We start from the raw sequence: 25,255 nt of genomic DNA, 5'->3' as shown, positions 1-25,255 counted from the left end.
ATATTGGCGTGAGTGTCCGAGCCTGAACCCGCCCTCCCCTCCGCTGTCATCGCCCCCTCCGACGACGCCGCCGACATCGATGCGACCGAGACCGCCGAGTGGCTCGACGCGATCGACGCCGTCGTCGCCCACGACGGTCTCCCCCGTGCCCGGCACCTACTCGCCGCGGTCGTCGACCGTGCCCAACACGCCGGGAGCGGGCCGATCGGGGCGCTCAACACCCCGTACGTCAACACGATCCCGGCGAGCGAGGACGTCCCGCTGCCGGGAGACGGCGAGTGCGAGCGCCGGCTGCGCTCGATCGTCCGCTGGAACGCGATGGCAATGGTCATCAGGGCCAACAAGGTGTCCTCCGAACTCGGTGGGCACATCGCCTCGTTCGCCTCACTCGCGACCCTGTACGAGGTGGGCTACAACCACTTCTGGCACGCGCCGTCAGACAGCCACGCCGGAGATCTCATCTACTTCCAGGGGCACTCCTCGCCGGGCAACTACGCCCGCGCCTTCCTCGAGGGCCGCCTCAGCGAGACGCAGCTGGACAACTTCCGCCAGGAGGTCGGCGGTCAGGGACTGGCCTCCTACCCCCATCCGTGGCTGATGCCCGAATTCTGGCAGTTCCCCACCGTCTCCCTCGGTCTCGGTGCGATCACCTCCATCTATCAGGCCCGGTTCATGCACTACCTGCAGGCCCGCGGGATCGCCGATACGGCCGGGCGCAAGGTGTGGGCGTTCCTCGGAGACGGTGAGATGGACGAACCCGAGTCGATGGGTGCGATCGGACTCGCCGGCCGGGAGCGGCTCGACAACCTCATCTGGGTCGTCAACTGCAACCTCCAGCGCCTCGACGGTCCCGTGCGCGGCAACGGGAAGATCATCCAGGAGCTCGAATCCGATTTCCGCGGCGCCGGTTGGAACGTGATCAAGGTGATCTGGGGGGCCCGCTGGGACCCGCTGCTGGCCGCCGACCATGACGGGCGCCTCGTGCACGTGATGGAGCAGAGCGTCGACGGCGAGTACCAGACCTACAAGTCCCGCGACGGCGCCTATGTCCGCGAGCACTTCTTCGGCAAGGACCCGGTCCTGCGTGACCGCGTCCGGGAGATGTCCGACGAGGAGATCTGGCTGCTCAACCGGGGTGGGCTCGACCAGCAGAAGGTCTACAGCGCCTACCACGCGGCGGTGCGCACCGAGGGCCGCCCGACGGTGATCCTCGCCAAGACGATCAAGGGGTACGGGATGGGCCCGGCCGGTGAGGGACAGATGACCACCCACCAGGCCAAGAAGATGACCGAGGACGCGCTGCTCGCCTTCCGGGATCGCTTCGAGCTGCCCCTCGACGACGATCAGGTCCGCCGCGCCGACTACTACAAGCCGCCTGAGGACTCCGACGTGATTCGCTACCTGCGCGAGCGGCGAGCCGAGCTCGGCGGCCCGCTCCCCGCTCGCCGGCGCACGAGTCCGACGACCCCGCCGGTGCCGGGACTGTCGGCCTTCCAGTCCCAGCTGGAGGGAACCGGCGAGCGTGAGGTGTCGACGACGATGGCGTTCGTCCGGGTCCTCTCCACCCTGCTGCGCGACAATCAGATCGGACCGCGGATCGTCCCGATCGTGCCGGACGAGTCGCGCACCTTCGGGATGGAGGGGATGTTCCGCCAGTACGGGATCTACGCCCCCTTCGGTCAGCACTACCACCCCCAGGACGCCGAGCAGCTCTCCTTCTACAAGGAGGACCCTCACGGGCAGATCCTCGAGGAGGGCATCACCGAGGCCGGGTCGATGTCGAGCTTCATCGCCGCCGGCACCGCCTATTCGGCTCACGCGCAGCTGATGATCCCCTTCTACGTCTACTACTCGATGTTCGGCTACCAGCGGGTCGGCGATCTCGTCTGGGCGGCCGCGGACTCACGGACACGCGGGTTCCTGTTGGGCGGGACGGCGGGCCGAACGACCCTCAACGGCGAGGGCCTCCAGCATGAGGACGGTCACTCCCATCTGCTCGTCTCCGTCGTTCCCAACGTGCGCGCCTATGACCCGACCTATGCCTATGAGGTCGCCGTGATCATTCAGGCGGGCCTCGAGGCGATGGTCGCCCGGCAGGAGGACGTCTTCTACTACCTCACCGTGATGAACGAGAACTACCCCCACCCGGCGATGCCCGACGGTGCACGGGACGGGATTCTCGCCGGGATGTACCTGCGCAGCGACGCCGGGTCGCCCCGGTCGCGCAAGCCACGGGTCCAGCTGCTCGGCTCGGGCACGATCCTCCGTGAGGTCGAGGCGGCCGCCGCCCTGCTCGCCGAGGACTTCGGCGTGCTCGCCGACGTCTGGTCGGTGACCTCCTTCACCGAACTGCGCCGCGACGGAATCGCCACCGAGCGCTGGAACACGCTGCATCCGACCGAGCCGGCGCGTGTACCGCACGTCACCCGCGCCCTCGCGTCCCGGCGGGGACCGGTGATCGCCGCGACCGACTACCTCCGTGCCTTCCCCGACCAGATCCGCGCCTGGGTCCCGCCCGGACGGACCTACCGGACCCTCGGCACCGACGGCTTCGGGCGCAGCGACTACCGCCGGGCGCTGCGTCGGTTCTTTGAGGTCGACCGCCACCATGTCACCGTCGCCGCGCTCAAGGCGCTCGCCGATGACGGCGCCGTCTCCCCGGAGACGGTCGCCGAGGCGATCACCCGCTACGACATCAACCCCGAGGCCCCGATCCCCACGAGCGTATGAGCGACCTGATCGAAGTGACCGTCCCCGACATCGGCGACTTCTCGGATGTCCCGGTGATCGAGATCCTCGTCGCCGAGGGCGACCGGGTCGCCGCCGACGATCCGCTGCTGACCCTCGAGTCCGACAAGGCGACGATGGATATCCCCGCACCGGCCGCCGGCACCGTCGCCCGGATCGCCGTGGGGCTCGAGGACCGCGTCTCTGAGGGCGCGCTGCTGCTCGAGCTCGCCCCGACGGAGTCGGCGGCGGCCTCCCCGGCCGACGGGCTCGGGGAGGCCGAGGCACCGCTCGGCAGCGCGGCCGGCGCCCACCTCGAGGCGGAGACCGAGAGCGTCGCCCCGCCCGCACCGTCCGCTCCCGCACCGTCCTCCTCCGCGCCCGCGGCCCCACCCTCCCCCCCGGCGGCCCCCGCCCCACCCTCCGGATCCGCGACCGGAGCCTCTGCCCCCGCCGGGGTGATCTACGCCTCCCCGTCGGCGCGCCGGCTCGCCCGGGAGTCCGGGGTTGACATCGGCGCCCTCGGCGGAAGCGGCCGGCTCGGGCGGATCACCGTCGACGACGTGCGCGCCGCCGCCCAGGCGGCGGCCGCCGCGCCCGCCGGCAGGTTGGGCGGTCTCGAGCTCGCGCCGTGGCCGACGGTCGACTTCTCCCGGTTCGGGCCCACCGAACGCGTCCCGCGCACCCGGATCCAGAAGATCTCGGCGCCCAACCTCGCCCGCAACTGGGTGATGATCCCCCACGTCACCCAGCACGACCACGTCGACATCACCGACCTGGAGGCGTGGCGGGTCCAGCTCAACGCCGAGCAGCGGGAGGTGAAGTTCACGATGGTGAGCTTCCTCATCCGTGCCGCGGTGGCAACGCTGCGCCGGTTCCCCGACTTCAACGCGAGCCTCGACGGGGACGACCTCGTCCACAAGCACTACTACAACATCGGCTTTGCCGCCGATACACCGAACGGCCTCGTCGTTCCCGTGATCAAGGACGCCGACACCAAGGGCCTCGCGGCGATCGCCCGAGAGCTCGCGACGGTGTCGGCCCGGGCGCGGGAGGGGAAGCTCGCACCGGCGGACATCAGCGGATCGACGTTCAGCATCTCCTCCCTCGGCGGGATCGGCGGGAGCTTCTTCACCCCGATCATCAACGCGCCCGAGGTGGCGATCCTCGGCGTCTCGCGGGCGAGCCTCGCCCCGGTGTGGGACGGGACGGCCTTCGTGCCCCGTCTGCTGCTCCCGCTCAGCCTCTCCTACGACCACCGCGTGATCGACGGGGCCGCGGCGGCACGGTTCATCGTCGCCCTCGGTGAGGTCCTCGCCGATCTGCGCCGGGCGCTGCTGTGATAGAGGTGCGGGTTCCCGACATCGGCGATTTCGACGCCGTTCCGGTGATTGAGATCCTCGTCAGTGAAGGTGACCGGGTCAGCGCGGAGGATCCGCTGCTCACCCTCGAGTCCGATAAGGCGACGATGGACATTCCCGCCCCCGCGGCGGGAACGGTGACGCGGATCGCCGTCGGCCTCGAGGACCGCGTCTCGGAGGGCTCGGTGCTGCTCGAACTCGAACCGAGTGACCGTCCGGCCACACCGACGCCCGCGGCCCCGGTGGCCACGTCCACGCCTTCGGCCCCACCCGCCCCGACGGTCCCACCCGCCCCGACGGCCCCACCGGCGCCCGCGCGCGCTGCAGCTGCGCCGGCGGCATTCACCGGCGACCCCGCGCGGGACGCCCAGGTCGTGGTGATCGGGGCGGGCCCCGGCGGTTACACGGCCGCGTTCCGGGCCGCGGACCTCGGTCTCAGGACGGTGCTGATCGAGCGCGAGCCTCGCCTCGGCGGAGTCTGCCTCAACGTCGGCTGCATCCCCTCCAAGGCGCTGCTGCACGCGGCCAAGGTGATCACGGACGCCGAGGCGATGGCCGAGCATGGCGTCCGGTTCCCCGCTCCGCGCGTCGACCTCGCGGAACTCATCGGGTGGAAGGCCGCGGTGGTCGACCGGCTCACCGGTGGGCTCGCCCAGATGGCGAAGGCGCGCCAGGTTGAGGTCATCTCCGGTGAGGCCGCCTTCCTCGACGACCACCGGCTGTCTGTCGGGAACAGGACGGTCAGCTTCGACGCGGCGATCATCGCGGTCGGATCACGGCCGGTCTCGCTTCCCTTCCTCCCGGAGGATCCCCGTGTCATCGACTCGACCGGGGCGCTCGCCCCGGCCGACATCCCCCGCCGGCTGCTCGTGATCGGTGGCGGGATCATCGGCCTGGAGATGGCGACGGTCTATGACGCCCTCGGGAGCCGGGTGACCGTCGTCGAGATGGCCGACCAGCTCATCCCCGGAGCCGATCCGGACCTCGTCAGGCCACTGGCCAGACGCGTCAGCGAGCGGTACGAGGCCGTCCACACGGGGACGCAGGTCGCGTCGGTCAAGGCCCAGAAGAACGGGCTCAAGGTGACCTTCGCCGGACCGGACGCACCAGGCCCGGCGATCTTCGACCGCGTCCTCGTCGCCGTCGGCCGTCGGCCCAACGGCGACCACCTCGGGCTGGGGCAGAGTGGCGTGGCCGTCGACGCCCGCGGGTTCATCGCCGTCGACGCCCAGCTGCGGACGAACGTCGCTCATATCTTCGCCATCGGGGACGTCACCGGCGGGCCGATGCTCGCCCACAAGGCGACGCATGAGGCGAAGGTCGCCGCCGAAGTGATCGCCGGCACGCTCGCGGGCACGGATCCGGCCCGCCTTCCCGCCTTTGACGCCCGGGCGATTCCCTCGGTCGCCTACACCGATCCGGAAGTCGCCTGGATGGGCCTCACCGAGACGGCCGCCCGCGCGGCCGGCACGCCGGTATCCACCCAGCTGTTCCCGTGGTCGGCCTCCGGACGAGCTCTCGGGCTCGGGCGCCCGGAGGGGATGACCAAGCTTCTGTTCGACCCCGACTCGGGTCACCTGCTCGGAGCCGGGATCGTCGGGGTCGGCGCCGCCGACCTTATCGCCGAGACCGTTCACGCCCTCGAGATGGGCGCGAGCGCGGAGGACATCGGGTTGACGATTCACCCGCACCCGACGCTGTCGGAGACGATCGCCTTCGCCGCGGAGCGGGAGACCGGGGCGATCACCGACCTCCCCCAGGCCCGCCGGCGTCCGCGTTGACCCCGGCTCCGGCGCCTCCTGAGGCCGACCCGGATGACGGTGTGCCTTCGATCAGCCGCCGCGGCCGCGGCGCCGGCGCCGGCGCATGAGCCCGAGTCCCCCGAGCAGCGCGAGCACCCCCCACCCGGCTCGGCGCCGGCGGCGGGACCGCGGACTGGCCGTGTGTCCTGAGGCGGAAGCGACCGTCCCCGGGAGGGCGAACTCCTCGGCGGCGAGCACGTCGTGGGGGGGGTCGACCCCGGCGGGGTCATAGGGGCTCGCCGGCAGCTCGAGCGGAGCGCTTGTGACCGTCAGGATCTGGTCGGGGGCGGGCAGGGCGAACTCCTCGGCGGCGAGGATGTCGTGGGGCTCCGCGTCGGCGAGAGCGGGGTCCGGGGCGGGGAGGACGAACTCCTCCGCCGCGAGGACATCGTGGGGCTCGGCGTCGGCGAGAGCGGGGTCCGGGGCGGGGAGGACGAACTCCTCCGCCGCGAGGACATCATGCGGAGACGGGTCGTCGGCTGGCATGCGGGGATCTTCTCAGACGGGAGGGCCCGGCGCCAGTACCCGGATCCGCAAACCCAAGATGCTGATAATCTTAGTCAGCACCGCTGAGATCATCCGGTCTGTTCGCGCGGCGATTGATACCCTTCGGCCTTCTGTCAGTCAGTAAGCCTCGATGAAAGTGGTTTCTCGATGACCAGACTTCTGCTCGTACCGCTCGATGACGCGGTCGTCTTTCCCGGCATGTCGGTGACGCTTGCCGTGGACACCGCCGACGAGGAGACGGTGCTGCTCGTCCCCCGGCACGAGAAGGAGTACGCGGGGGTCGGCACGGTGGCGACCGTCTCTGACCGCGTCCGCCTGCCCGGGGGCGCGCGCGCCTCCGTACTCGAGGGTCGCCACCGCGGCATCGCCGGTGCGGCCTCCACGATGCCCGACGGCCGGCTCTACGTCGAAGTCGAGGAGGCACCGGACCCGACCGGCACGACGAGCCGGGAGACGCGCGAGCTCGAGCGCGAGTACCGAGCCGTCGTCGAGGAGATCCTCGAACTGCGCGGTGACGACGGGCGCGTCGCCCAGTTCCTGCGGTCAATCACCGAGCCCGGCGCACTTGCGGACACGAGCGGCTACTCGCCCGACCTCAATTACGAACAGCGGGTGCAGCTGCTGCAGCGGACCGACGTCGGCGAGCGGCTCGCGCTCGCCCTCGAGTTCCAGCGCGAGCGTCTTGCCGAACTGCAGGTGCGCAAGCGGATCCGCGAGGACGTTGAGTCGGGCGCGGAGAAGCAGCAGCGCGAGTACTTCCTGCGCAAGCAGATGGAGTCGATCCGCAAGGAACTCGGTGAGGACGACGGTTCGGTGATCGAGGAGTACCGGACGAAGATCGCCGAGGCCGGAATGCCCGGCGCCGTCCGCGAGCAGGCGGAGAAGGAACTCGGTCGGTTCGAGCGCGTCGGCGAGCAGTCCGCCGAGTCGAGCGTCATCCGCACCTACCTCGACTGGCTGATCGCCGTCCCGTGGGACACACGGTCGGACGAGCGCCTCGACCCCGGCTACGCACGGGAGATCCTCGACCGCGAACACGCCGGCCTCGAGGACGTCAAGGATCGAATCGTCGAGTACATCGCGGTCAAGCGACTGCGGACCGAGCGTGGGATCCAGGAGGACCGCCGCTCCGGCGCGATCCTCACGCTGATCGGCCCTCCCGGAACCGGGAAGACCTCGATCGGGGAGTCGATCGCCCGCGCGACCGGACGGGAGTTCGTCCGTATGTCCCTCGGGGGGGTCCGTGACGAAGCGGAGATCCGCGGCCATCGCCGGACCTACATCGGCGCTCTTCCCGGCCGCCTCGTGCGCGCCCTCCGGGACGCCGGAACGATGAACCCGGTGATCATGCTCGATGAGGTGGACAAGGTCGGCAACGACTGGCGCGGCGATCCCGCCTCTGCCCTGCTGGAGGTGCTCGACCCGGCCCAGAACGGCAGCTTCCGCGACCACTACCTTGACGTCGAGCTCGATCTCTCGAACGTTCTCTTCATCGCGACGGCAAACATGGCCGACACGATCCCGGGCCCGCTGCTGGACCGGATGGAGGTGATCCGCTTTGACGGCTACACGACCTCGGAGAAGGTCGCGATCGCCCGCGGCTACCTGTGGCCCCGCCAACTCGATCGCAACGGCCTGCGCGCGGAGGAGGTGACAATCTCCGATGCACTCCTTGAGACGGTGGTGACCGAGTACACGCGGGAGGCCGGCGTCCGCCAGCTCGAGCGGGAGCTCGGAACGATCCTGCGCAAGACGGCAACCCGGATCGCCGCCGCACTGCCCGCCGGCGCCGCGGGCGGCAATGCGGGATCCGACGGCGGTCCGAGCACAACCACAACCGATGCGGTCGGGACAACGGAGACAGCGCCCCCGGTCACTCTCGACATCGAGGCGGTCCGGGACGCTCTCGGACGCCAGCGCTTCTTCCAGGAGTCGGCGGTGCGCACGGCGGTTCCCGGAGTCGCCACCGGACTGGCCGTGACCGGCGCCGGCGGTGACGTCCTGTTCGTGGAGGCGACGGCGATGGAGAGCGCCAACGGGGCGGGAGGCCTGACCCTCACCGGCCAGCTCGGAGAGGTGATGAAGGAGTCCGCCCAGATCGCCCTCTCCTACGTGCGCGGGCACGCGGAGGAGCTCGGTGTCGACCCAAGCGCGTTCACCGGCAAGTCCTTCCACGTCCACGTCCCCGCGGGCGCGATCCCCAAGGACGGCCCATCCGCCGGGGTGACGATGGTGACGGCCTTCACGTCGCTGCTCAGCGGCCGGCCGGTGCGGCACACCGTGGGCATGACCGGCGAGGTCACCCTGCAGGGTCGCGTCCTGCCGATCGGTGGGGTCAAGCAGAAGGTGCTCGCCGCCCACGCCGCCGGTCTCTCCACCGTCGTCCTGCCCGAACGCAACCGCGGCGACATGGATGAGGTGCCCGCCGAGGTGCGTGACGCGATGACCTTCCACTTCGCGATGACCGTCGATGAGGTCCTCACCGTCGCCCTCGAGGAGGCGTCCTCCCCCGCGGGCGCCCCGCGATAGGTTGTGAGGATGTCCACCACGACGCTTTCCCCGCACGAACGGGCGACGGTCGACGCCGCCCCGCACCAGCTCCTCATCGGCGGCCGCTGGGTCGACGGCGGGGGCGGCACCCTCGCGGTCGAGGACCCCTCGACGGGTGAGACGATCGCCGAGGTCGCCGACGCCTCCCCCGACGACGCGCGCGCCGCCCTCGACGCCGCCGTTGCGGCCGGGGCCGACTGGGCGCGAACCCCCCCGCGCGAGCGTGGAGAGATCCTCCGGGCCAGCTTCGAGTCGGTGGTCGCCCGCGCCGACGAGCTCGCGTTGCTGATGACTCTCGAGATGGGCAAGCCCGTCAGCGAGTCGAAGTCCGAGATCCTCTACGCCGCCGAGTTCCTGCGCTGGTTCTCCGAGGAGGCCGTCCGCATCGACGGCCGCTACGCGGTCAACCCGTCGGGCGGGAGCCGGCTGCTGACGATGCGCCAGCCCGTCGGGCCCTGCCTGCTCATCACGCCGTGGAACTTCCCACTCGCGATGGGCACCCGCAAGATCGGTCCGGCGATCGCGGCCGGCGCGACGATGGTCGTCAAGCCGGCCAAGCAGACGCCGCTGTCGATGCTCGCGCTCGGCAAGATCCTCCAGGAGAACGGTCTGCCCGACGGCGTCCTCAACATCATCACCGCCGAGTCGGCCGCCGACGTCAGCGGTCCGCTGATCGCCGATCCGCGGCTGCGCAAACTCTCCTTCACCGGTTCGACCGAGGTCGGACGGGCGCTGATGCGCCAGGCCTCCGACGGCCTGCTGCGCCTGAGCATGGAGCTGGGGGGCAACGCGCCGTTCCTCGTGTTCGAGGATGCCGACCTGGACGCGGCCGTCGAAGGTGCAATCGTCGCGAAGATGCGCAACGGCGGGGAGGCGTGCACCGCGGCGAACCGGTTCCATGTCGCCGCGCCGGTTGCCGACGCCTTCGCGGAGAAGCTGGCCGCCCGCCTCGGCGCGATGAAGCTGGGACGCGGCACCGAGGGTGGCGTCGAACTCGGTCCGCTCATCGACGCGACCCAGCGCAACAAGGTCGCCGAACTCGTCGATGACGCGGTCGACCGCGGAGCTCGGACGCTCACCGGCGGCCACGCCCCGGACGGCCCCGGCTACTTCTACGAGGCGACGGTCCTCGCCGGAGTCCCCTCCGACAGCCGCCTGCTCTCGGAGGAGATCTTCGGCCCGGTCGCCCCGGTCAGCAGCTTCGAGACGGAGGAGGAGGCCATCCAGGCCGCCAACGCCACCGAGTTCGGGCTCGTCGCCTACGTCTACACGCGCGACATCACGCGCGCGCTGCGGGTCAGCGAAGCGCTCGAGACCGGCATGATCGGACTGAACCAGGGCCTCGTCTCCAACCCGGCCGCGCCCTTCGGAGGGGTCAAACAGTCAGGGTTTGGCCGGGAAGGCGGCCCCGAGGGGATCGACGAATACCTGGAGACCAAGTACGTGGCGATCAAGCTCGACTGATCCGCTCGGGGGTGGCGGCGTGGCCAGCGGTCTCAGCGGCCGCCGGCCGCGGCGCTGATCTGCGGGCCCGAAACCGATCCGGCGGCGCCGTCGAGGAGCTTCGTGACGCTCGAGCCCACGGTCGTCGCCGTGCCGCCGACGGCTCGGCCGAGCGGCGGAGGGACCAGAGCCGTGACGGCAGCAAGCTGTGCACTGATGCGGGACACGCCGCCGGCGAGGCTGTACACCACGCCCGCCGGCAAACCTGCGGGTCCACGTGGGTGTGGACGGGGGGTCGGTGGGGAGCTCGCGGCTGTGGGGGTACCCGGAGCCGATGTCGGGGCCGGAACCGGTGTGCGCGGGTGCCCGTGGCCCGCGCCCCCCGACGCCGGGGGCCGATGGCCGCCGCCGGCCTGCTGAGCGGACGCCGGCGCCCCGGCGCCGGGCGGGGCCGACCCGGACGCGGTGGCGGCCACACCGGACGACGCCGCAGATGCCCCCGAGCGACGCACGCTGACGGCATTCCCGCTGGTTCGGGAGCGCGCGGGACCGGCTCCCGAGCCCGTCAGCCGGGAGCCGGTGAGAGCGTGATTGGCCGCCAGGGCTGCGGCGAGGGTGCGGCTCGTCGCCGGAACCCCACCGCCGCCGGCAGCCGTCGCCGCGACCGACGGTCCCTCGATGATCTGCCCGACGCTGCTGAGAGGACCGAACCGTCCGGTCAGGGCGAGGAGGACGAACGTGCCGAGAACGGCCGCGGGAAGGACGAGCGCGATTCCCGACGCGCCGAACACCTGCCTCACCCAGGACCGTCTCAGACCCACACCGGAAGATGGTACCTTGCAGAACACGGTCGCTTCGGCACACTCCGCCAGGATGCCGCGCTTCTCGATCGCCCGCTCGCTCCGGGTCGCCCTCGTCGGCCTCACTCTCACCCTCGCGGTGATCGCCGCCGTCGGGGTCGCCAGCCTGTATGAGGCCCGCCAGGGCTACGAGAACACGCTTGTCAACAGCGCAGAGTTGGCTGGCGCGGCGGCGAACCTGGCGACCGCCTCGGTCGTCGTCGAGACGATCGCCGCCGAGGTCCATGGGCACCCCACCGCCGCTCAACGCCAAGCCGCCGTCGCCTACCGCTCCGCTGAGAGCCGAGCGATCGGACTCGCCGCCGCCCACCCGGTGAGCGCCCGGCTGCTCCGAGCGGAGATCGACGCCGCCAGCGCGAATGCCGCGCTCGCGGCGGCCGGCCGCCTCCAGCAGCACCAGACCGTCCGGCAGGCTCGCGCGCGTGAGCTGACTCGCACCCGCTCTCGGCGCGCGCTCGCGATCATCGTCGCCGCAGGCATCGTCGCCCTGCTCACCGCGCTCGCACTCGTCGCGCTGCTGATCCGGGCGATGCGCGGTCCCCTCGACGCGCTCGTCGACGCAACCCGGGCGCTCGCGGACGGGGAGCTCGGCCGGCGAGTCGCCCCGGCCGGCCCTCAGGAGCTCCAGCAGCTCTCGACCGCCTTCAACGCGATGGCCTCCAACCTCGAAGCAACGACGGCGCGCCTTGAGCACGAACGCCGACGCCTCGCGACGACCATCGCCGGCCTCGGGGACGGCCTGCTCGTCACAGAGCCCGGCTCGACGGTGATCGCCGCCGCCAACCCGCGGGCCGGCGAGCTCGTCCCCGCGCTCGCTCCGGGGACGAGAGCGGACGGGCCCGACAGTCCGCTTCCGCTGCTTCAGGCCGCCCTTGACCGTGAGGTGAGCATCGAGTCACGGGGACGCACCCTCGCGATCAGCGCCGCTCAGGTCGGCCCCGACGGGGCCGGAGACGGAACGGTCTGGACGGTCCGCGACATGACCCAATGGGCCGCACTCGACCGAGCCAAGTCCGAGTTCATCGCCACCGCCTCCCACGAGCTGCGCAGCCCGCTCACCTCGATCAAAGGGTTCGTCGAGCTGCTCGCCAAGTCGGGCGCGGACCTGACCGACCGCCAGCGAGAGTTCGTCACGATCATCCTCCGCTCGACCGACCGGCTCGTCGAGCTCGTCAACGACCTGCTCGACGTCGCCCGCCTCGAGGCCGATCAGGTTCAGGTTCGGCCGCGGGCCGTCGACGTCGGCGAGCTGCTCAACGAGCTGGCGGAGATGATGGGACCGCGGGTGGCGGCCAGGAACCAGCGGCTCGGCGTCGAGGTCGCCGCCGCGCTGCCGCTCGCCTGGGCCGACCCGGCACGGCTGCGCCAGATCGTCCAGAACCTGCTGACCAACGCTCACCTGTACACGCCCGACGGCGGCCACCTCGCCCTGTCGGCCGACGCGCGCGAAGGCCGGGTGAGGATCACCGTCGCCGACACCGGTGCCGGGATGACCCCCGAGCAGCTCGCGCGGATCTACGACCGCTTCTACCGGGCCGATGACGGCCAGGGGGCGCCGGGCACGGGGCTGGGTCTGTCAATCGTCCGATCTCTCGTCGAGCTGATCGGCGGTGAGATCGAGGCCGTGTCCGAACCGGGCCGGGGCAGCACGTTTCGGGTATCGCTGCCCGCCGCCGCCGCGGCCGACGCGGGACTGCCGCCCACCCTCGAGGCGCTCCGGGGCCGACGGGTGCTCGCCGTCGATGATGAGCGCGCCCTCGCCCGCCTGATCGCCGACCAGCTCTCCCCCTTTGACGTCGCGGTGACGATCGCCGGCAGCGGCCGGGAGGCTCTCGCCCTCGCCCGACGGGACCGGTTTGACGCGATCACCGTGGACGTGGCGATGCCGGAGATGGACGGCGTCGAGCTCCTGCGCGCCCTGCGCGCGGACCCGTCCCTCGCCGCGATCCCGGTCGTCTTCGTGTCGGCGTTCGCGGACATGGAGCAGCTGTCGGGCGAGTGGATCGTCTCCAAGCCCGTCGACGCAGCGGAACTCGCGACGGTTCTCGGGACGGCGGTCAGCATGGGCCGCACCCGGGTTCTCGTGATCGCTCGGGATGCGCTCAAGGGGCTTCTCACGCCGTCCCTCGACGCCCTCGGCATCCCCTACCAGTGGGAGACGAGCGGGCTGGCCGCAGCGCGAGCCTGCAGCGAACGGCTGTTTGAGGTCGCCCTCATTGACGTCGGTCTGTCCAGCCCGCAGGCCCTGCTCGGCGCTCTCACCCTGCGTGGACGGCGCCGCCGCCGGGCGGTGATCCTGTTCGAGGACGGCGTCACCCCGCCCGCACTGGGGGCCAAGCAGCTCGGGCTCGAGGTCGTCCCGATCGAGGCGGCGGCGCGTTCGCTCGCCGCCGCCCTGGAACCGCCGCTCACCGCCGCCGATGGGGACGCGCATGACTGAGCGTCGGCCCGGTACGCTGGCGCGGATGGCATCGGGGCCCCACTCTTCCGGCGTCGGCCCCAAGTCGGTGCCGCTGCCCGCGGTGCGAGACCGAGCACAGGATGAGCTGGAAGGGCTGCGCGTGGAGCTGGCGAGGCTGCGCGTCGAGCTCGCCGCGACCCAGGGCGAGCTGGAGGCTCGAGTGCGCGAATCGGAGGCCAAGGAGGTCCAACTCGAACGGTATGCCGCGGACCTGCGGGAGATCTTCAAGCAGGAGCGGGCACGGGCGCTGGAGCTGCAGCGTTCCTACATCGTCACCGTCCGCGCCCTCTCCAACGCCGTCGAGGCCCGAGACGCCTACACGGCCAAGCACGCCGAGCGTGTCGCTGCCTACGGCCTGACCGTCGCTCGCGCGATGGGTGTCGCGCTCGCCGACGATCCGGCGACCGAGTTCGGCTTCCTCCTCCACGACGTCGGCAAGGTGGCGATTCCCGACGGCATCCTGCATAAGCCGGGCCCGCTCACCACCGAGGAGCGGGCGGTGATGGAGCGCCATCCGGTGATCGGCGCGGAGATCATCGCCGAGATCCCGTTCCTCGCCGGAGATGCCGCCGCGGTCATCCGCTCCCACCACGAACGCTGGGACGGTTCCGGCTACCCCGACCGCCTGGCGGGGGACGCGATCCCGCTCGCGGCCCGGATCTTCGCCGTTGCCGACGTCTTCGACGCCCTCACCACCTCTCGCCCCTACCGCACGGCCTCCTCCTTCGCCGAGGCTCGGGAGGAGATCATTGCCGTCAGCGGTCGCCATTTCGATCCAGTGGTCGCCAGCGCGTTCGGCACGATCCCTGACGCGGTTCTCGCCGCGCTCGCCTCCCCATGAGCGGCTGTGTCCTCATCGTCGACGACGACCCGTTTATCCGCAAGCTGATCGCGACGACACTGGAGGACGTCGCCGGGTTCGAACTCGTGGAGGCCGCGGACGGCGTCGAGGCGCTTGAACGTGGCGCCGTCCTCCGACCCCGCCTCATCTTCCTCGACGTCGATATGCCTCGGCTCGACGGGATCACCGCCTGTGCCCGGCTGCGTGCGGCCGCCGAGACGCGCGGTGCGACGATCGTCATGCTGACAGCGGCGAATGTCGATGAGGTGGAGCACCGAGCCTCGGAGGCGGGGGCCGACCTGTTTCTCACCAAACCGTTCAGCCCACTCGATCTGCTCCGGCTCGTCGACGCCCTCGGCCCCGGTCAGGGCCTCTGACAGCGGTCCGGATCGGACGGGCCAGCGCCCATCACGAAGCGTCAGCCGATCTTGACGAGGATGATCGTGATGAGGAAGAAGACGACGGCGAAGCCGACCGTCCACCGGTTGAGATTCTTCTCAACCGTGGAGCCACCTCCGAGCGGGCCGGCTCCGCTCCCGACGCCGAAGGCACCCGAGAGCCCGGAGTCCTTGCCCGAGTGCATCAGCACGAGCAGGATCAGCACGAGGCTGACGATCACTTCGAGGAAATCGAGGACGAAGGTCATGTCGGCCGCTGATGGTAGCTGCCCGCACCCGTCCGCTCCGTCGGAGGCGTCGGCCCGTCTCGGTCCGGGAACGCTGGCTCGACCCCAGCGTCGGCGTCATCGTCGGCACCGGAGTCGCCCGCAGGGTCGCTTGTTCCGGTGCGCGCCCGCTCAAGCCGGGCGCGCGCACGGTCGAGGCGCCGGAGGATCTCCACCGCTTCAGCGCGGAGTCCGCCGTCGACGGCGTCAAAGTCCACCTGGGAGAGCTTGCCCGTCTCCAGGTCCAGGCGAGCGTCGCGAATCTCGGCGTATTTGGCGTCTCGGGCCGCCTCGAGATTCCGGACGGCGAGCTGGGCGCTGCGCTCGCGCGCATCACCCTCCTGAACCTCGCCACGACGCCAGCGCCACGGGGACGCGACGGCAACGCAGACACCGAGAGCGACCGCCAGGACGAGCAGGAAGGCGATCATGAGCGTCCGTACGCGCGTCGGTCTTGGGGTGGCTCCACGCGCCGGCGCGCCGGCAGCGCCGGCCGCGCGTCAGGCGAGCTCACGGGCCAGCCGGGAGCGGTACAGGGCGAGTTCGCGGCGGCGGGCCGCCAGCGGGGCGGGCCACAGCGAGATGACCGCCCCCAGAACCATCATCGCTCCACCGAGCCACAGCCACATCACCATCGGACTGACGATGAGGAGAAACTGGACGGGGATCGGGTGGGTCACGTACTGCCGGGCGATCCCGGCGACCGCGATGTTCCGGATCTGCGGAAGCGTGAGCCCGTCGATCGGGTCGTGGTTGACGGCGTAGTCCTGGGCGGCGGCGGACTCTCCGCGGGTCCGCGCGAGAATCGTCGCCTCCGCCTTGAAGAGAAGGCGGTTGCCGCTGTTGATCAGGGTGACCATGCGTGTGGTCGGTTCGGACTGGACGACCGACCAGATGTTCTTCAACGGACCGGTGTCGAGGCCGACGGTCGTGTCGGCGTTCGCGGTGTCGAAGTACTGGCCGACGATCCCGTCTCCGGCGGCGTCGGCGGTGTTCGGATAGATGCCGCGCTCGGTACGCAGGGTTGTCACGTGGCGTCCGTTCTGGGTGACATTGATGAGCGCCCCGAGGACGACCTTCTCCGAGCTCACCGATTCGGTCGGGCGGACGTAGGAGAACCGGTAGTGCCCGACGACCGTGCTCTGCCCAGGCGCGAGCGTGACCGTATTGGAGTGCTCAAAGGCACTGGATGCGGCGACACCGATCATTGCCGCGGCGAACCCGAGGTGCACGAGGTAACCCCCGTAGCGACGGCGGTTGCGCCGCACGAGCCCGTACATCGAGGCCGGGTAGGAGCGGTGGGTGAGCGTACGGCGCACGCTCGCGCCACGGTGAAACTCCTGGACGACCCCCGCGATCACGAAGGCGCCGAACCCGAACATCAGCGTCGCAAGGAGATGGCCGCCGGTGTTGAGCACGCTGAGGCAGAGGACGAGGACGATCATCCCGACGCTGACGGGGAAGACGAAGTTCTTGCGCAGGTTGGCGACCGTCGCCCGTCGCCAGGAGATCATCGGGCCGACCCCGGTGAGCAGGACGAGCGCAAGGCCGAGCGGGACGACGAACGGGGCAAAGGCCGGCGGGCCAACGGACACCTTCGTGCCGGTGAGGGCCTGGGAGATCAGCGGGAAGACCGTGATCCAGAAGATCACGAACACGAGCGCCACAAGGACGACGTTCTGGAGCAGGAACGCCGCCTCCCGCGAGAGCAGAGCGTCGATCCGATGCTCGGTGCGGAGACTGTCCCGGCGCCACAGCACGAGGCCGATCGAGCCGAAGAACATCACGGCGAGGAGGATCACGAAGGGGACGCCGAGCGTCGATGCGCCAAAGGCGTGGATCGAATCGAGGACGCCGGAGCGGACAAGGAACGTCCCGAAGATCGTCAGCACCCCGGACAGGAGCACGAGGCTGACGTTCCACACCTTCAGCATCCCCCTTTTCTCCTGGATCTGGATCGAGTGGATGAACGCGGTCATCGTCAGCCACGGCAGCAGCGCGGCGTTCTCGACCGCGTCCCAGCCCCAGTAGCCGCCCCAGCCCAGCTCCGTGTAGGACCAGAGCATCCCAAGCATGATCCCCGTCCCGAGGGCGAGCCAGGCCGCCAGGGCGAACCGGCGCGTGTCGCGGATCCACTCGGAGTTGAGCCGTCCGGAGATGAGCGCGCCGACTGCGAAGGCGAACGGGACCGCCATCAGCGTGTACCCCGTGTAGAGCATCGGCGGGTGGATCATCATCGTCGGATGCATCAGCAGCGGGTCAAGACCATTCCCCTGGACCGGGACCTGGCCGGCGGGCAGCTGCGAGAACGGGTTGGAGTAGAAGATTGCGAGCCCATCGAAGAAGGCCGCAAAGCCGAGCAGCGTCGCCGTCGCATACGGGGCGATCTCCCGCATCCGTCGACGCGTCAGGAAGAGCACGATGCTCGACCAGAAGGAGAGCAGCGTCACCCAGAGCAGCAGTGAGCCCTGCTGGGAGGACCACGGTGCCGCCATCCGGTAGTAGAGCGGGATCGTCGTCGCTGAGGAGGAGGCAACAATCCGGAAGTGAAAGTTGTTGGCGATGAAGGCGTCCTCGACGAGGGCGAAGGCGATCACCATCAGCACAGCGAGCGTGTAGACCGACCGTCGGCCGGAGACGATCCAGTCGTTGGCGCCGGTCCGGACGCCGTAGATCGACGCCCCGGCTCCGTAGAGGCAGAGCAGGAATGCGATGATCAGAATCGCGTGCCCGAGCGCAGCCACGCCGGTGAGTCGATCAGCTCACGGCCGCACCGGAGGCGGCCTGATATTTGGACGGACATTTGGTCGTCAGCGTGTTCTGCTGTCCCACGAACTCGCCGTTGTCGTCGGTGACGTTCACCATCACCGCGCGGCCCGGGGCGAAGGGATCGGGGACCACGCCGCTGTAGGTCACCGGCACCGAGGCACGGCGGTTCGGGGCGAGCACGCGGAAATGCAGGAGCGAACCGACCCGACGGACCGACCCGTTCTCCACGGTTCCGGCGAGGATGTACTGGCCTCCCGGTCGCGCTTTGACCAGCAACTGGGCTGCGGTCAACTCATCTCGGCCGGCACTGAAGCTGACGTAGATGAGGGCGCTGGCGAGGAGAACGGCTGCGGTGAGAGCGACGCTCAAACGGATCGCTCGCTTACGACTCGGGTTCATGCCGCTGCCATTTTCACACACCGCGGACCTCGGCTGCCGTCTCAGCTCGATCCTTAACCGACTCCGAAGCGTTCGCCACCGGATCCCGACCGGGCGGTTGCCCCCTGTCGTCGCGCTCCTTGCCGTGCCCAGCGGGCGCCGCATTAGCGCCCGATTACGCGGAGATGACGCTCGAGCCAGGTCGAGAAACGAAACCCCGGCGCGGCCGTTCTTGTCGATACAGATGCCGACCTCACCCCCCCACTCCGACTCTCTCCTGCGCAGCGCTCTCCGCCTCCGCTCTCGGCGGGCCGCACCCCTCCCCGGCCCTGCCCACCGCTCGGCGACGCCACAGGTGCGGTCGGGGCCGCCGACGCCGGCCCCGGTGGCGACCGCCGTACGGCGGGGCGGCGCCCCGCGCGACTCGTCCCGCGAATCGGTGCTCGAAGAGACGCTCGGGGAGAGTCTCCACAGATGCGCCTGTGGGTTCATCTTCGCGGCGCCGGTCATCACCTCGGTGTCCTGCCCGCACTGCGGAGCCGGCCACGCCTGGTGAGCCCGCAGTCCTCGGGCCGCCCGAGGGGGCGGATGCCCAAGGTGAACCCGGCCGGTCCCCGTCACGTGGCCGATCCGGGGTCGGGCGGACGGACAACTCTGGGAGATCCCTCACAGAGCCCGTCACCGGAACCCGCTCCCCGTCGTATAGAGGGTGTGCGTGACGAACCGGAGATCAGAGATTGGGAACTGCACATTCGCGCCGCGGCGCGACCCGAGCATGAGACCCTGCTGCTGGCCGACCGCCTGCTGCGCGAATGCTGGCCCGGCGGCCAGGCCGATCGCAGCGAACCCGTGGCCCGCGGGTGGCTGCGCTTGTGGGGCCCGGTCAAGGTGATCGCGGTCGTGCCGGCCTGCGAATGCCATCGCGGTCGCTGCCGGATCTGTAACTGAGCCGTCTCGACTCTCGTCCGGCCCGGGAGATCCGAGGTCCGCGACGGGCGGCACGCATCGGAGCGCCGAAACCCTGCACAATCTCAGCTTGCTCAGCCGGCTGATGGCCCAGCACCGGGTGGCGGTCGACGCCGGCGACCGCGCCGACACGTGCCGGCGCGTGCTCGCCGGAGAGGCACCGGCCGTTCCCTGATCGCCCACGGGACCGGACCCGCGCGCGGGCCCGCGGGGGAAGCCTCACAGCCCGCTCTCACAGGTCGCGCAGGCAACGACGTTCAGCCGCCGGTGTAGTGGGCGATGACCGCCTTCAGCTTCGCGATCGCGCTCTGGGCGTCATGAGCGACGATCTGCTGATAGTGGACGACCACACCGTGGCGGGAGCTGGCGAGGATCACCACGACGACGGCGATCACCACGATGAGGCCGAGCAGGATCGCCACCGTCCACGGCCACGCGCGCCCGCCCCGCGCCGTCGGCTCCTCTCGCCACCGAGCTGGCCCGGAGCGACCGTATCCAGGCACGGGGGTCGGCGGATCGGCGAGCGGCGGCCTGCCTGCGGGCACCTGGCGCGGCGTCGCGGCGGTCCGTCGCGGGGCGGCGACGATCCGGGTCGCGGCCGTCGGGTCGGCGCGCGGAGTGAGCGCCCGCGTCCGGGCGGTCGCCGCCGGCGGCGGTGCGGCCTCCTCGTAGGGCGAAATCCCCCGTGCGCCATCGCGGAGCAGCTCACCGAGCTCGACCGCGTCGCCAGGCCGCTCCTCTGGGTCGATCGAGATTGCCAGCTCGATCGCCTGCGCGAGCTCACGCGGCACCTCGGGGTTGAGCTGTCGCAACGGGGTCGGCAGCTCCCGCTGCTGCTTGAGGGCGAGTTCCGAGAGAGAGCCCGCCTCATAGGGCAACCGCCCGGACAACAGCTGATAGGTGACAACGCCGAGTGAGTAGAGATCGGCGCGGGGTCCGGCCACCTCACCCCGAGCCTGCTCGGGAGCCAGGTAGGCGGCGGTGCCGAGCACCGAGCCGACCTGGGTGATCGACGATTGGTTGGTCGCCCGAGCGATCCCGAAGTCGGCCAGCTTCGTCGTCCCCGCATCGGAGACGAGCAGGTTGCCGGGCTTCACGTCACGGTGGACGACCCCGTTGCGGTGGGCGTAGTCGAGCCCTCGGCAGGCCTGGCTGACGATCTCCACCGTCTGGCCGACGTCGAGATGGCCGCGCTCTCGCAACAGCTCTGCACATGAGCGGCCCGCCACGTGCTCCATCACGATGAAGTGCTGGCTGATGGAGCGGTCGAGCCCGAAGTCATACACCTGGACGATGTTCGGGTGGATCAGACGGGCGGCGGCGAGCGCCTCCCGCCGGAAGCGCGAGACGAAGGTCGGGTCGTCGGCGAGATGCTCGGCCAGCAGCTTCAGCGCGACGTAGCGCTCGAGGCGTTCGTCGAAGGCGAGCATCACCGTCGACATCCCACCGACGCCAAGCCGGCCCTCAACTCGGTAACGCCCGGCGATCGGCGCGGTCGCGCCGCTCATGACGCGCCTCCGAAAGTACCCGCCCCCGGGATCTCGCTCCTCATCCCGCACCTCCGGGGCCGCCCCCCGGGGCACCGCCGGCGAGGCCGGCGCCGCCGCTGTCGACCGTCGTCACCGGGGGCGGGGCGACCGTCGTGGTTGGCGGGGCCGTGGTCGTCGCCGGCGCCGCGCCTCCGCTTCCGTTCGTGGTCGTCGGGGGGTTCGTCGCGGTCTCAGAGGCGGTCGTGGTGGTGGTCGTCACCGGGTTCGTCCGCGTCGTTGTCTCGGTCGTATGGGTCCGGGTCTGGGTGCTGGTGGTCACCGTACGGGGAGGGTTCGTCACGGTCGCGCCCCCGCTCGGACAGCGCGCCTGCGCGAGGGACCGCACCTCAGACACGCCCTGCCCGAGCATCTGGACGAGCGTTGCGTTGACGCCCTGAAGGGCCGAGACATTGTTGGCGAAGTTGGTCAGCGCGGCGCGCGCGGCCGGGCAGTTGAAATCGTTGAGTGCGGTGGAGGCCTGTGACAGGTCGGAGTCGAGCTGGGTCGCCGCTCCGGCGGACAGCAGGCGTCCGCTCGACCCACAGCCGGCGAGGGCGACCGTGAGGATGAGGGCACCCGCCAGGGTGCGCAGCCGAGGTGACAAGCGCATCGCAGCCGAGGGTAGAGGCTTTCGGAGCGTGAATTTGATGAGCTCTGCAGGAAGGTTCGGTGTGTCTGGGCTCGTTACTGACCGTAGCGGAGCCGTTCGGCCAGCCCGTCGGGAAGCCCAGCGGAGAGGATTGCCGCCGCGGCCGCATCGATGTCGTAGGCGATCCGTTGGTAGACCGCGGCACCACGGTCGAGGTCGAGCTCCAGCCAGGCCGCCCGCGGGTCTCCGTCCCGCGGCTGGCCGACGCTTCCGGGATTGAGCAGCCAGCGCCCGGCCGCAAGGTCGACGGTCTCAGCCGGCTGATGGGTGACCCCGACCGTGGCGGCGCCGTCGAGCCGGGAGAACGACAACGCGACGTGGCTGTGGCCAATCAGGGCGATACGCTCGGTTTGACGGTCCAGACAGGCTTCTGCCTGAGTCACCGAGAGCACGTACTCCCACACGGGGTCGCGCGGGCTCGCGTGAAACAGGCCGATCCCGTCGCGCTCAGCGGAGGACCGCAGGGAACGCAGGAAAGCCACCGAGTCGGGCGCGATCGTCCGCTGGGTCCACAGCGCCGCCTCGAGCGCCCAGGCGGAGAACTCCGAGACGGGGAGCGCACCGATCACCGCGAGATCGTGATTCCCGGCCAGGCACAGCTCGGCATGGGTCCGTGCGAGCTCGACGCAGCGGTCCGGCTCGGCGCCGTAGCCGACAAGGTCTCCGAGGCACCACACCCGGTCACAGCCGACCGCGGCGATGTCCGCGAGCACCGCCTCGAACGCAGGCCGGTTCCCGTGGACATCTGAGATGATCGCGATCGTCACCTCTACAGTCTCGCGTGTGAGGCCGTCGGATCGTCTCAGCAGCGCCGTCGCCCTGGTCGTCGCGGGAGCGTCAGCGGCGCTCGCCCAACACCTGCTCGCGCCGCCGCGACCGGCCCCAGACCCCGAGCCGGTGGCGGCGGAGGAGTACTTCAGCGCCGAGGAGATCACGGCCGGTCGGCGCTACGGCCAGCCCCAGCGCCGGCTGGCGGGTGCCCGCACCGCGACCGAACTCGCGGCACTCCTCGCACTCGCGCGGAGATGTCGACCTGTGAACGAGCCGACCCGCCCGGCAGGCGGGGCGCTCGGTGAGGCGCTGGGAACCGGGGGGGCCGCCGTCGTGCTTGGCTCTGCCCTCACACTGCTCACCCTGCCGATCGACGTCGCCAGCCGCCGACGGTCGCTCGCTGAGGGGTTGGCGACCGACAGCTGGCGTGACTGGGGCGTCGACCGGATCAAGGCCCAGGCGGTCGAGGCGGGGCTGACCGGGGCGCTGGCGGGCGCCTCGACCCTGCTCGCCCGCCATTCGCCGCGCCGTTGGTGGTGCGGGGCGGCCGCCGGGATCGCCGGCGTCGCCGGCCTCGCGGGCGTTCTGGCCCCGGTTCTCCTCGAGCCTCTGTTCAACGACTTTACGCCGTTACCCGAGAGTGAGACTCGCGCCGACGTGCTGGCGCTCGCAGAGGCCGCCGGGGTCGACGTCGGTGAGGTGTACTCGGTCGACGCGAGCCGCCGCACCACGATGGCCAACGCCTACGTCAGCGGATTGGGACCGACCAAGCGGGTCGTGCTCTTCGACACGCTGCTGACGGACTTCCACCGCGACGAGGTCCGCTTCGTCGTCGCCCACGAGCTCGGGCACGTCCGTCACCGCGACGTCTGGCGCCAGCTTGTCTACATCGTCCTCAGCGCGCCGGGAGCCGCCTACGCGATTCAGGAGTTGACGACGCGTCGGGCGGGGAGTCTGCGCGGGCCCCGGGCCCTGCCCGCCCTGTCGCTCGCCACCACCCTCGCGGGCTTCCCGCTCGCCGTCGGCGGCGCGGCGCTGTCGCGGGCGGTCGAGCGGCGCACGGATGCCTTCGGCCTCGCGCTCACCGACGCTCCGGAGGGTCTCATCGCCTGCTTCCGGCGGCTCGCCGTGCAGAGCCGGACCGACGTCGCCGCCGGCCGGCGCCTGCGCGACCTCGTGGCGACCCATCCGCCCCTGCTCGAGCGGATCGGCGCCGCACGGGCCCATCAGCGGCTCAGGACTGGCCCCCGAACTCCGGCAGATTCTTGATGTTCTCTCGCGCCACCCACTTGGAGTAGTTGTCCTCCATCGCGTCGATCAGTTCGCGCATGAACTTCGGGGCGAGATTGATCCGCGCCACGACCACGCCGGGGACCTCATCCTCCTCGACCTCATGATCGACCCGGGCGTAGGTGATCGTGAACTCATATTCGGAATGACTGACGTTCGCGAAGTTCGCGTAGTGGCCGGCCATGACCTCGGGCGCGAAGTGGATGTTGATGTGCCGCTCGGGCGGTTGTTCGTCCATCCGCCTAGTATCCCACCGTGCAGATCATCGTCGTCGCCGTCGGCAAGCAGCGACCTCCGTTCGTTGACGACGCCGAGCACTACCGCAAGCTCCTGAGCCGCTATGCACGGCTGGAGATCGTCGAGGTCGCCGATGACGCCGCCCTTGGCCGCCGCCTCCCCGAACGGTCCTACACCTCCCTGCTGAGCCTCGACGGCGAACGGCTCGACTCGCTCGCCTTCAGCCGCTTTCTCGAGCAGCGCCGACAGAACGGCCGGGATCTCTGCTTCGTCATCGGAGGTGCCTTCGGGGCTCCCGCCCTACCCGGAATCGATCACCGTCTGAGCCTCGGCCCGCTCACGCTTCCCCACCAGCTCGCACGGATCGTCCTGCTCGAACAGCTCTTCCGTGCCCACAAGATCCTCGCCGGTGAGCCCTACCACTACTGACGGCGGCCCTCGCTCGATGCGCCGATGACCCCCACCGAACGTCAGTTCGTCCGCCGGCTCGCGGTGATGCTCAGTGCCCTCACCGGGCTCACCGTGCTCGCCGCGGTCGCCTTCTCCCTCAGCCAGCACGTGTCCTTCGCCTTCGGGCTCGTCTGGACCCTCGACACGGTGACGACGCTTGGCACCGTTCGCGAGCCGCATAACACGATTGGCCGAGTGATCGTCGCCGTCCTCGAGCTGCTGGGGATCGGTACGCTCTTCTACGGGTTCGCCACCATCGCCGAGTTCTTCGTCTCCGGCCAGCTGAGTGGGGTCCTGGCCCTGCGCCGGATGCAACGCACGATCGACACCTACGCGAACCATCACATCGTCTGCGGCTACGGACGGGTCGGCCGGGAGGTCGCCCGGGAGCTGCGGTCGCGCGGACAGGCCGTCGTCGTGATCGAGCGCGACCCCTCACGGTGTGAGCGTGTCGAGGCCGACGGCATCGCCTGGCTGCTCGGGAACGCCTCCGACGACGAGACCCTCCAGGCCGCCGGCATCGACCGAGCCGCCGCCGTCATCAGCTGCGTCGACTCGGACGCGGAGAACACGTTCGTCACCCTCAGCGCCCGCGGTCTGTGCCCGGACATCACGATCGTCTCCCGGTCCTCCCGCGACGATGCCGACAGCAAACTTCGCCGCGCCGGGGCCGATCGGGTCGTCTCCCCATACAAGACGACCGGCGCTGAGATGGCCCGTATCGCCCTCCATCCCCAGGTGAGCCTGATCTCGGACCTGTCGGGGTATCGGGTCGAGCAGATCGAGGTGCAGCCGGCATGCGCGGGCGCGAACCGCACGGTCGGAGATGTCCGCGGAACGAGCGTCATCATCGCCATCGAACGAGCTGACGGGCGGTTTGAGCCCCAGCCGGCGCCCGAGGTGACGGTCCACCCCGGCGACCGTCTGATCGCCTTCGGGACCCCGGAGGTGCTCGAGTCCCTCGAGAGCACCTTCCAGCCGGTTGAGGCAAGATGATGGA

General features: G+C 70.5%; 22 protein-coding genes. 12 read left to right on the top strand and 10 right to left on the bottom strand.

Annotated features, from left to right (window positions below; genetic code table 11):
- Nucleotides 1-12: 12 nt before the first annotated feature.
- The 3 genes from aceE to lpdA are packed head-to-tail and all read left to right on the top strand — an operon-like array spanning nt 13 to nt 5,869.
- Nucleotides 13-2,730, top strand: coding sequence for a pyruvate dehydrogenase (acetyl-transferring), homodimeric type (gene aceE / locus M3M55_RS11050; protein WP_371878696.1), 2,718 nt, complete (start codon nt 13-15; stop codon nt 2,728-2,730).
- On the top strand, nt 2,727-4,070 hold the full coding sequence (locus M3M55_RS11045) for a 2-oxo acid dehydrogenase subunit E2 (RefSeq protein WP_249009559.1): 1,344 nt from the start codon (nt 2,727-2,729) through the stop codon (nt 4,068-4,070). Before aceE ends, M3M55_RS11045 begins: the two co-directional genes overlap by 4 nt.
- Entirely contained in the window at nt 4,067-5,869 is a 1,803-nt protein-coding gene (gene lpdA / locus M3M55_RS11040; RefSeq protein WP_371878695.1) for a dihydrolipoyl dehydrogenase, read from the top strand. Before M3M55_RS11045 ends, lpdA begins: the two co-directional genes overlap by 4 nt.
- 51 nt (nt 5,870-5,920) lie before the next feature.
- On the opposite strand, the gene M3M55_RS11035 is transcribed toward lpdA, so the two are convergent.
- Nucleotides 5,921-6,376 carry a hypothetical protein gene (locus M3M55_RS11035; RefSeq protein WP_249009557.1) on the bottom strand — a complete coding sequence of 152 codons (456 nt, stop codon included), beginning with the start codon at nt 6,374-6,376 and terminating at the stop codon, nt 5,921-5,923.
- 168 nt (nt 6,377-6,544) lie between these two features.
- Here M3M55_RS11035 and lon point away from each other — a divergent pair, with 168 nt between their 5' ends.
- Both lon and M3M55_RS11025 read left to right on the top strand, forming a co-directional pair.
- Nucleotides 6,545-8,926, top strand: a complete 2,382-nt coding sequence (gene lon / locus M3M55_RS11030) for an endopeptidase La (protein WP_249009556.1) — start codon at nt 6,545-6,547, stop codon at nt 8,924-8,926.
- Nucleotides 8,927-8,935: 9 nt separating this feature from the next.
- Nucleotides 8,936-10,411, top strand: coding sequence for an NAD-dependent succinate-semialdehyde dehydrogenase (locus M3M55_RS11025; protein WP_249009555.1), 1,476 nt, complete (start codon nt 8,936-8,938; stop codon nt 10,409-10,411).
- Nucleotides 10,412-10,443: 32 nt separating this feature from the next.
- On the opposite strand, the gene M3M55_RS11020 is transcribed toward M3M55_RS11025, so the two are convergent.
- Nucleotides 10,444-10,638 carry a hypothetical protein gene (locus M3M55_RS11020; protein WP_249009554.1) on the bottom strand — a complete coding sequence of 65 codons (195 nt, stop codon included), beginning with the start codon at nt 10,636-10,638 and terminating at the stop codon, nt 10,444-10,446.
- 625 nt (nt 10,639-11,263) lie between these two features.
- On the opposite strand from M3M55_RS11020, the gene M3M55_RS11015 reads away from it, so the two are divergent.
- Genes M3M55_RS11015 through M3M55_RS11005 form a run of 3 tightly spaced genes read left to right on the top strand, consistent with a single transcriptional unit; the run spans nt 11,264 to nt 14,929 of the window.
- Nucleotides 11,264-13,690, top strand: a complete 2,427-nt coding sequence (locus M3M55_RS11015) for an ATP-binding protein (RefSeq protein ID WP_249009553.1) — start codon at nt 11,264-11,266, stop codon at nt 13,688-13,690.
- A gap of 25 nt (nt 13,691-13,715) precedes the next feature.
- Nucleotides 13,716-14,552 carry an HD-GYP domain-containing protein gene (locus M3M55_RS11010; RefSeq protein ID WP_249009552.1) on the top strand — a complete coding sequence of 279 codons (837 nt, stop codon included), beginning with the start codon at nt 13,716-13,718 and terminating at the stop codon, nt 14,550-14,552.
- A complete protein-coding gene (locus M3M55_RS11005; protein ID WP_249009551.1) occupies nt 14,549-14,929 on the top strand; it encodes a PleD family two-component system response regulator in 381 nt (126 codons plus the stop codon). The genes M3M55_RS11010 and M3M55_RS11005 overlap by 4 nt, the downstream gene beginning before the upstream one ends.
- Nucleotides 14,930-14,970: 41 nt before the next feature.
- On the opposite strand, the gene secG is transcribed toward M3M55_RS11005, so the two are convergent.
- The 4 genes from secG to M3M55_RS10985 all read right to left on the bottom strand — a co-directional run bounded on the left by secG (nt 14,971) and on the right by M3M55_RS10985 (nt 18,384).
- Nucleotides 14,971-15,198 carry a preprotein translocase subunit SecG gene (gene secG, locus M3M55_RS11000; protein WP_249009550.1) on the bottom strand — a complete coding sequence of 76 codons (228 nt, stop codon included), beginning with the start codon at nt 15,196-15,198 and terminating at the stop codon, nt 14,971-14,973.
- A complete protein-coding gene (locus M3M55_RS10995) occupies nt 15,195-15,647 on the bottom strand; it encodes a hypothetical protein (protein WP_249009549.1) in 453 nt (150 codons plus the stop codon). Before M3M55_RS10995 ends, secG begins: the two co-directional genes overlap by 4 nt.
- A 69-nt stretch (nt 15,648-15,716) precedes the next feature.
- Complete coding sequence (locus tag M3M55_RS10990; protein ID WP_249009548.1) at nt 15,717-17,960, bottom strand: heme lyase CcmF/NrfE family subunit; 2,244 nt, start codon at nt 17,958-17,960, stop codon at nt 15,717-15,719.
- A 13-nt stretch (nt 17,961-17,973) separates the two neighbouring features.
- Nucleotides 17,974-18,384, bottom strand: coding sequence for a cytochrome c maturation protein CcmE (locus tag M3M55_RS10985; protein ID WP_249009547.1), 411 nt, complete (start codon nt 18,382-18,384; stop codon nt 17,974-17,976).
- Nucleotides 18,385-19,074: 690 nt separating this feature from the next.
- Between M3M55_RS10985 and M3M55_RS10980 the strand changes: the two genes are divergently transcribed.
- Nucleotides 19,075-19,311: a hypothetical protein gene (locus tag M3M55_RS10980; protein WP_249009546.1), complete on the top strand. Its 237-nt coding sequence runs from the start codon at nt 19,075-19,077 to the stop codon at nt 19,309-19,311.
- A 275-nt stretch (nt 19,312-19,586) separates the two neighbouring features.
- Here M3M55_RS10980 and M3M55_RS10975 read toward each other — a convergent pair whose 3' ends face one another.
- The 3 genes from M3M55_RS10975 to M3M55_RS10965 form a co-directional block, all read right to left on the bottom strand.
- Entirely contained in the window at nt 19,587-20,837 is a 1,251-nt protein-coding gene (locus M3M55_RS10975) for a protein kinase (RefSeq protein WP_249009545.1), read from the bottom strand.
- A gap of 40 nt (nt 20,838-20,877) precedes the next feature.
- Nucleotides 20,878-21,468 (bottom strand): hypothetical protein, encoded by a 591-nt coding sequence (locus M3M55_RS17445; protein WP_305883298.1) that lies wholly within the window; start codon nt 21,466-21,468, stop codon nt 20,878-20,880.
- A 74-nt stretch (nt 21,469-21,542) separates the two neighbouring features.
- Nucleotides 21,543-22,274 (bottom strand): metallophosphoesterase, encoded by a 732-nt coding sequence (locus M3M55_RS10965; RefSeq protein ID WP_249009544.1) that lies wholly within the window; start codon nt 22,272-22,274, stop codon nt 21,543-21,545.
- 16 nt (nt 22,275-22,290) lie between these two features.
- Between M3M55_RS10965 and M3M55_RS10960 the strand changes: the two genes are divergently transcribed.
- Complete coding sequence (locus M3M55_RS10960) at nt 22,291-23,547, top strand: M48 family metalloprotease (protein ID WP_249009543.1); 1,257 nt, start codon at nt 22,291-22,293, stop codon at nt 23,545-23,547.
- On the opposite strand, the gene M3M55_RS10955 is transcribed toward M3M55_RS10960, so the two are convergent.
- Nucleotides 23,513-23,806: a DUF3467 domain-containing protein gene (locus tag M3M55_RS10955; RefSeq protein ID WP_249009542.1), complete on the bottom strand. Its 294-nt coding sequence runs from the start codon at nt 23,804-23,806 to the stop codon at nt 23,513-23,515. The two genes, M3M55_RS10960 and M3M55_RS10955, sit on opposite strands and share 35 nt — an antisense overlap.
- Before the next feature lie 17 nt (nt 23,807-23,823).
- Between M3M55_RS10955 and M3M55_RS10950 the strand changes: the two genes are divergently transcribed.
- Nucleotides 23,824-24,234 carry a 23S rRNA (pseudouridine(1915)-N(3))-methyltransferase RlmH gene (locus M3M55_RS10950; protein ID WP_249009541.1) on the top strand — a complete coding sequence of 137 codons (411 nt, stop codon included), beginning with the start codon at nt 23,824-23,826 and terminating at the stop codon, nt 24,232-24,234.
- 24 nt (nt 24,235-24,258) lie between these two features.
- Entirely contained in the window at nt 24,259-25,251 is a 993-nt protein-coding gene (locus M3M55_RS10945; RefSeq protein ID WP_249009540.1) for a TrkA family potassium uptake protein, read from the top strand.
- Nucleotides 25,252-25,255: the final 4 nt, after the last annotated feature.

The organism is Conexibacter sp. DBS9H8, assembly GCF_023330685.1.
GTDB lineage: Bacteria > Actinomycetota > Thermoleophilia > Solirubrobacterales > Solirubrobacteraceae > Palsa-465.
Note: the sequence above shows the minus strand (reverse complement) of the source record. Positions and strands in the feature narration are given on the sequence as shown.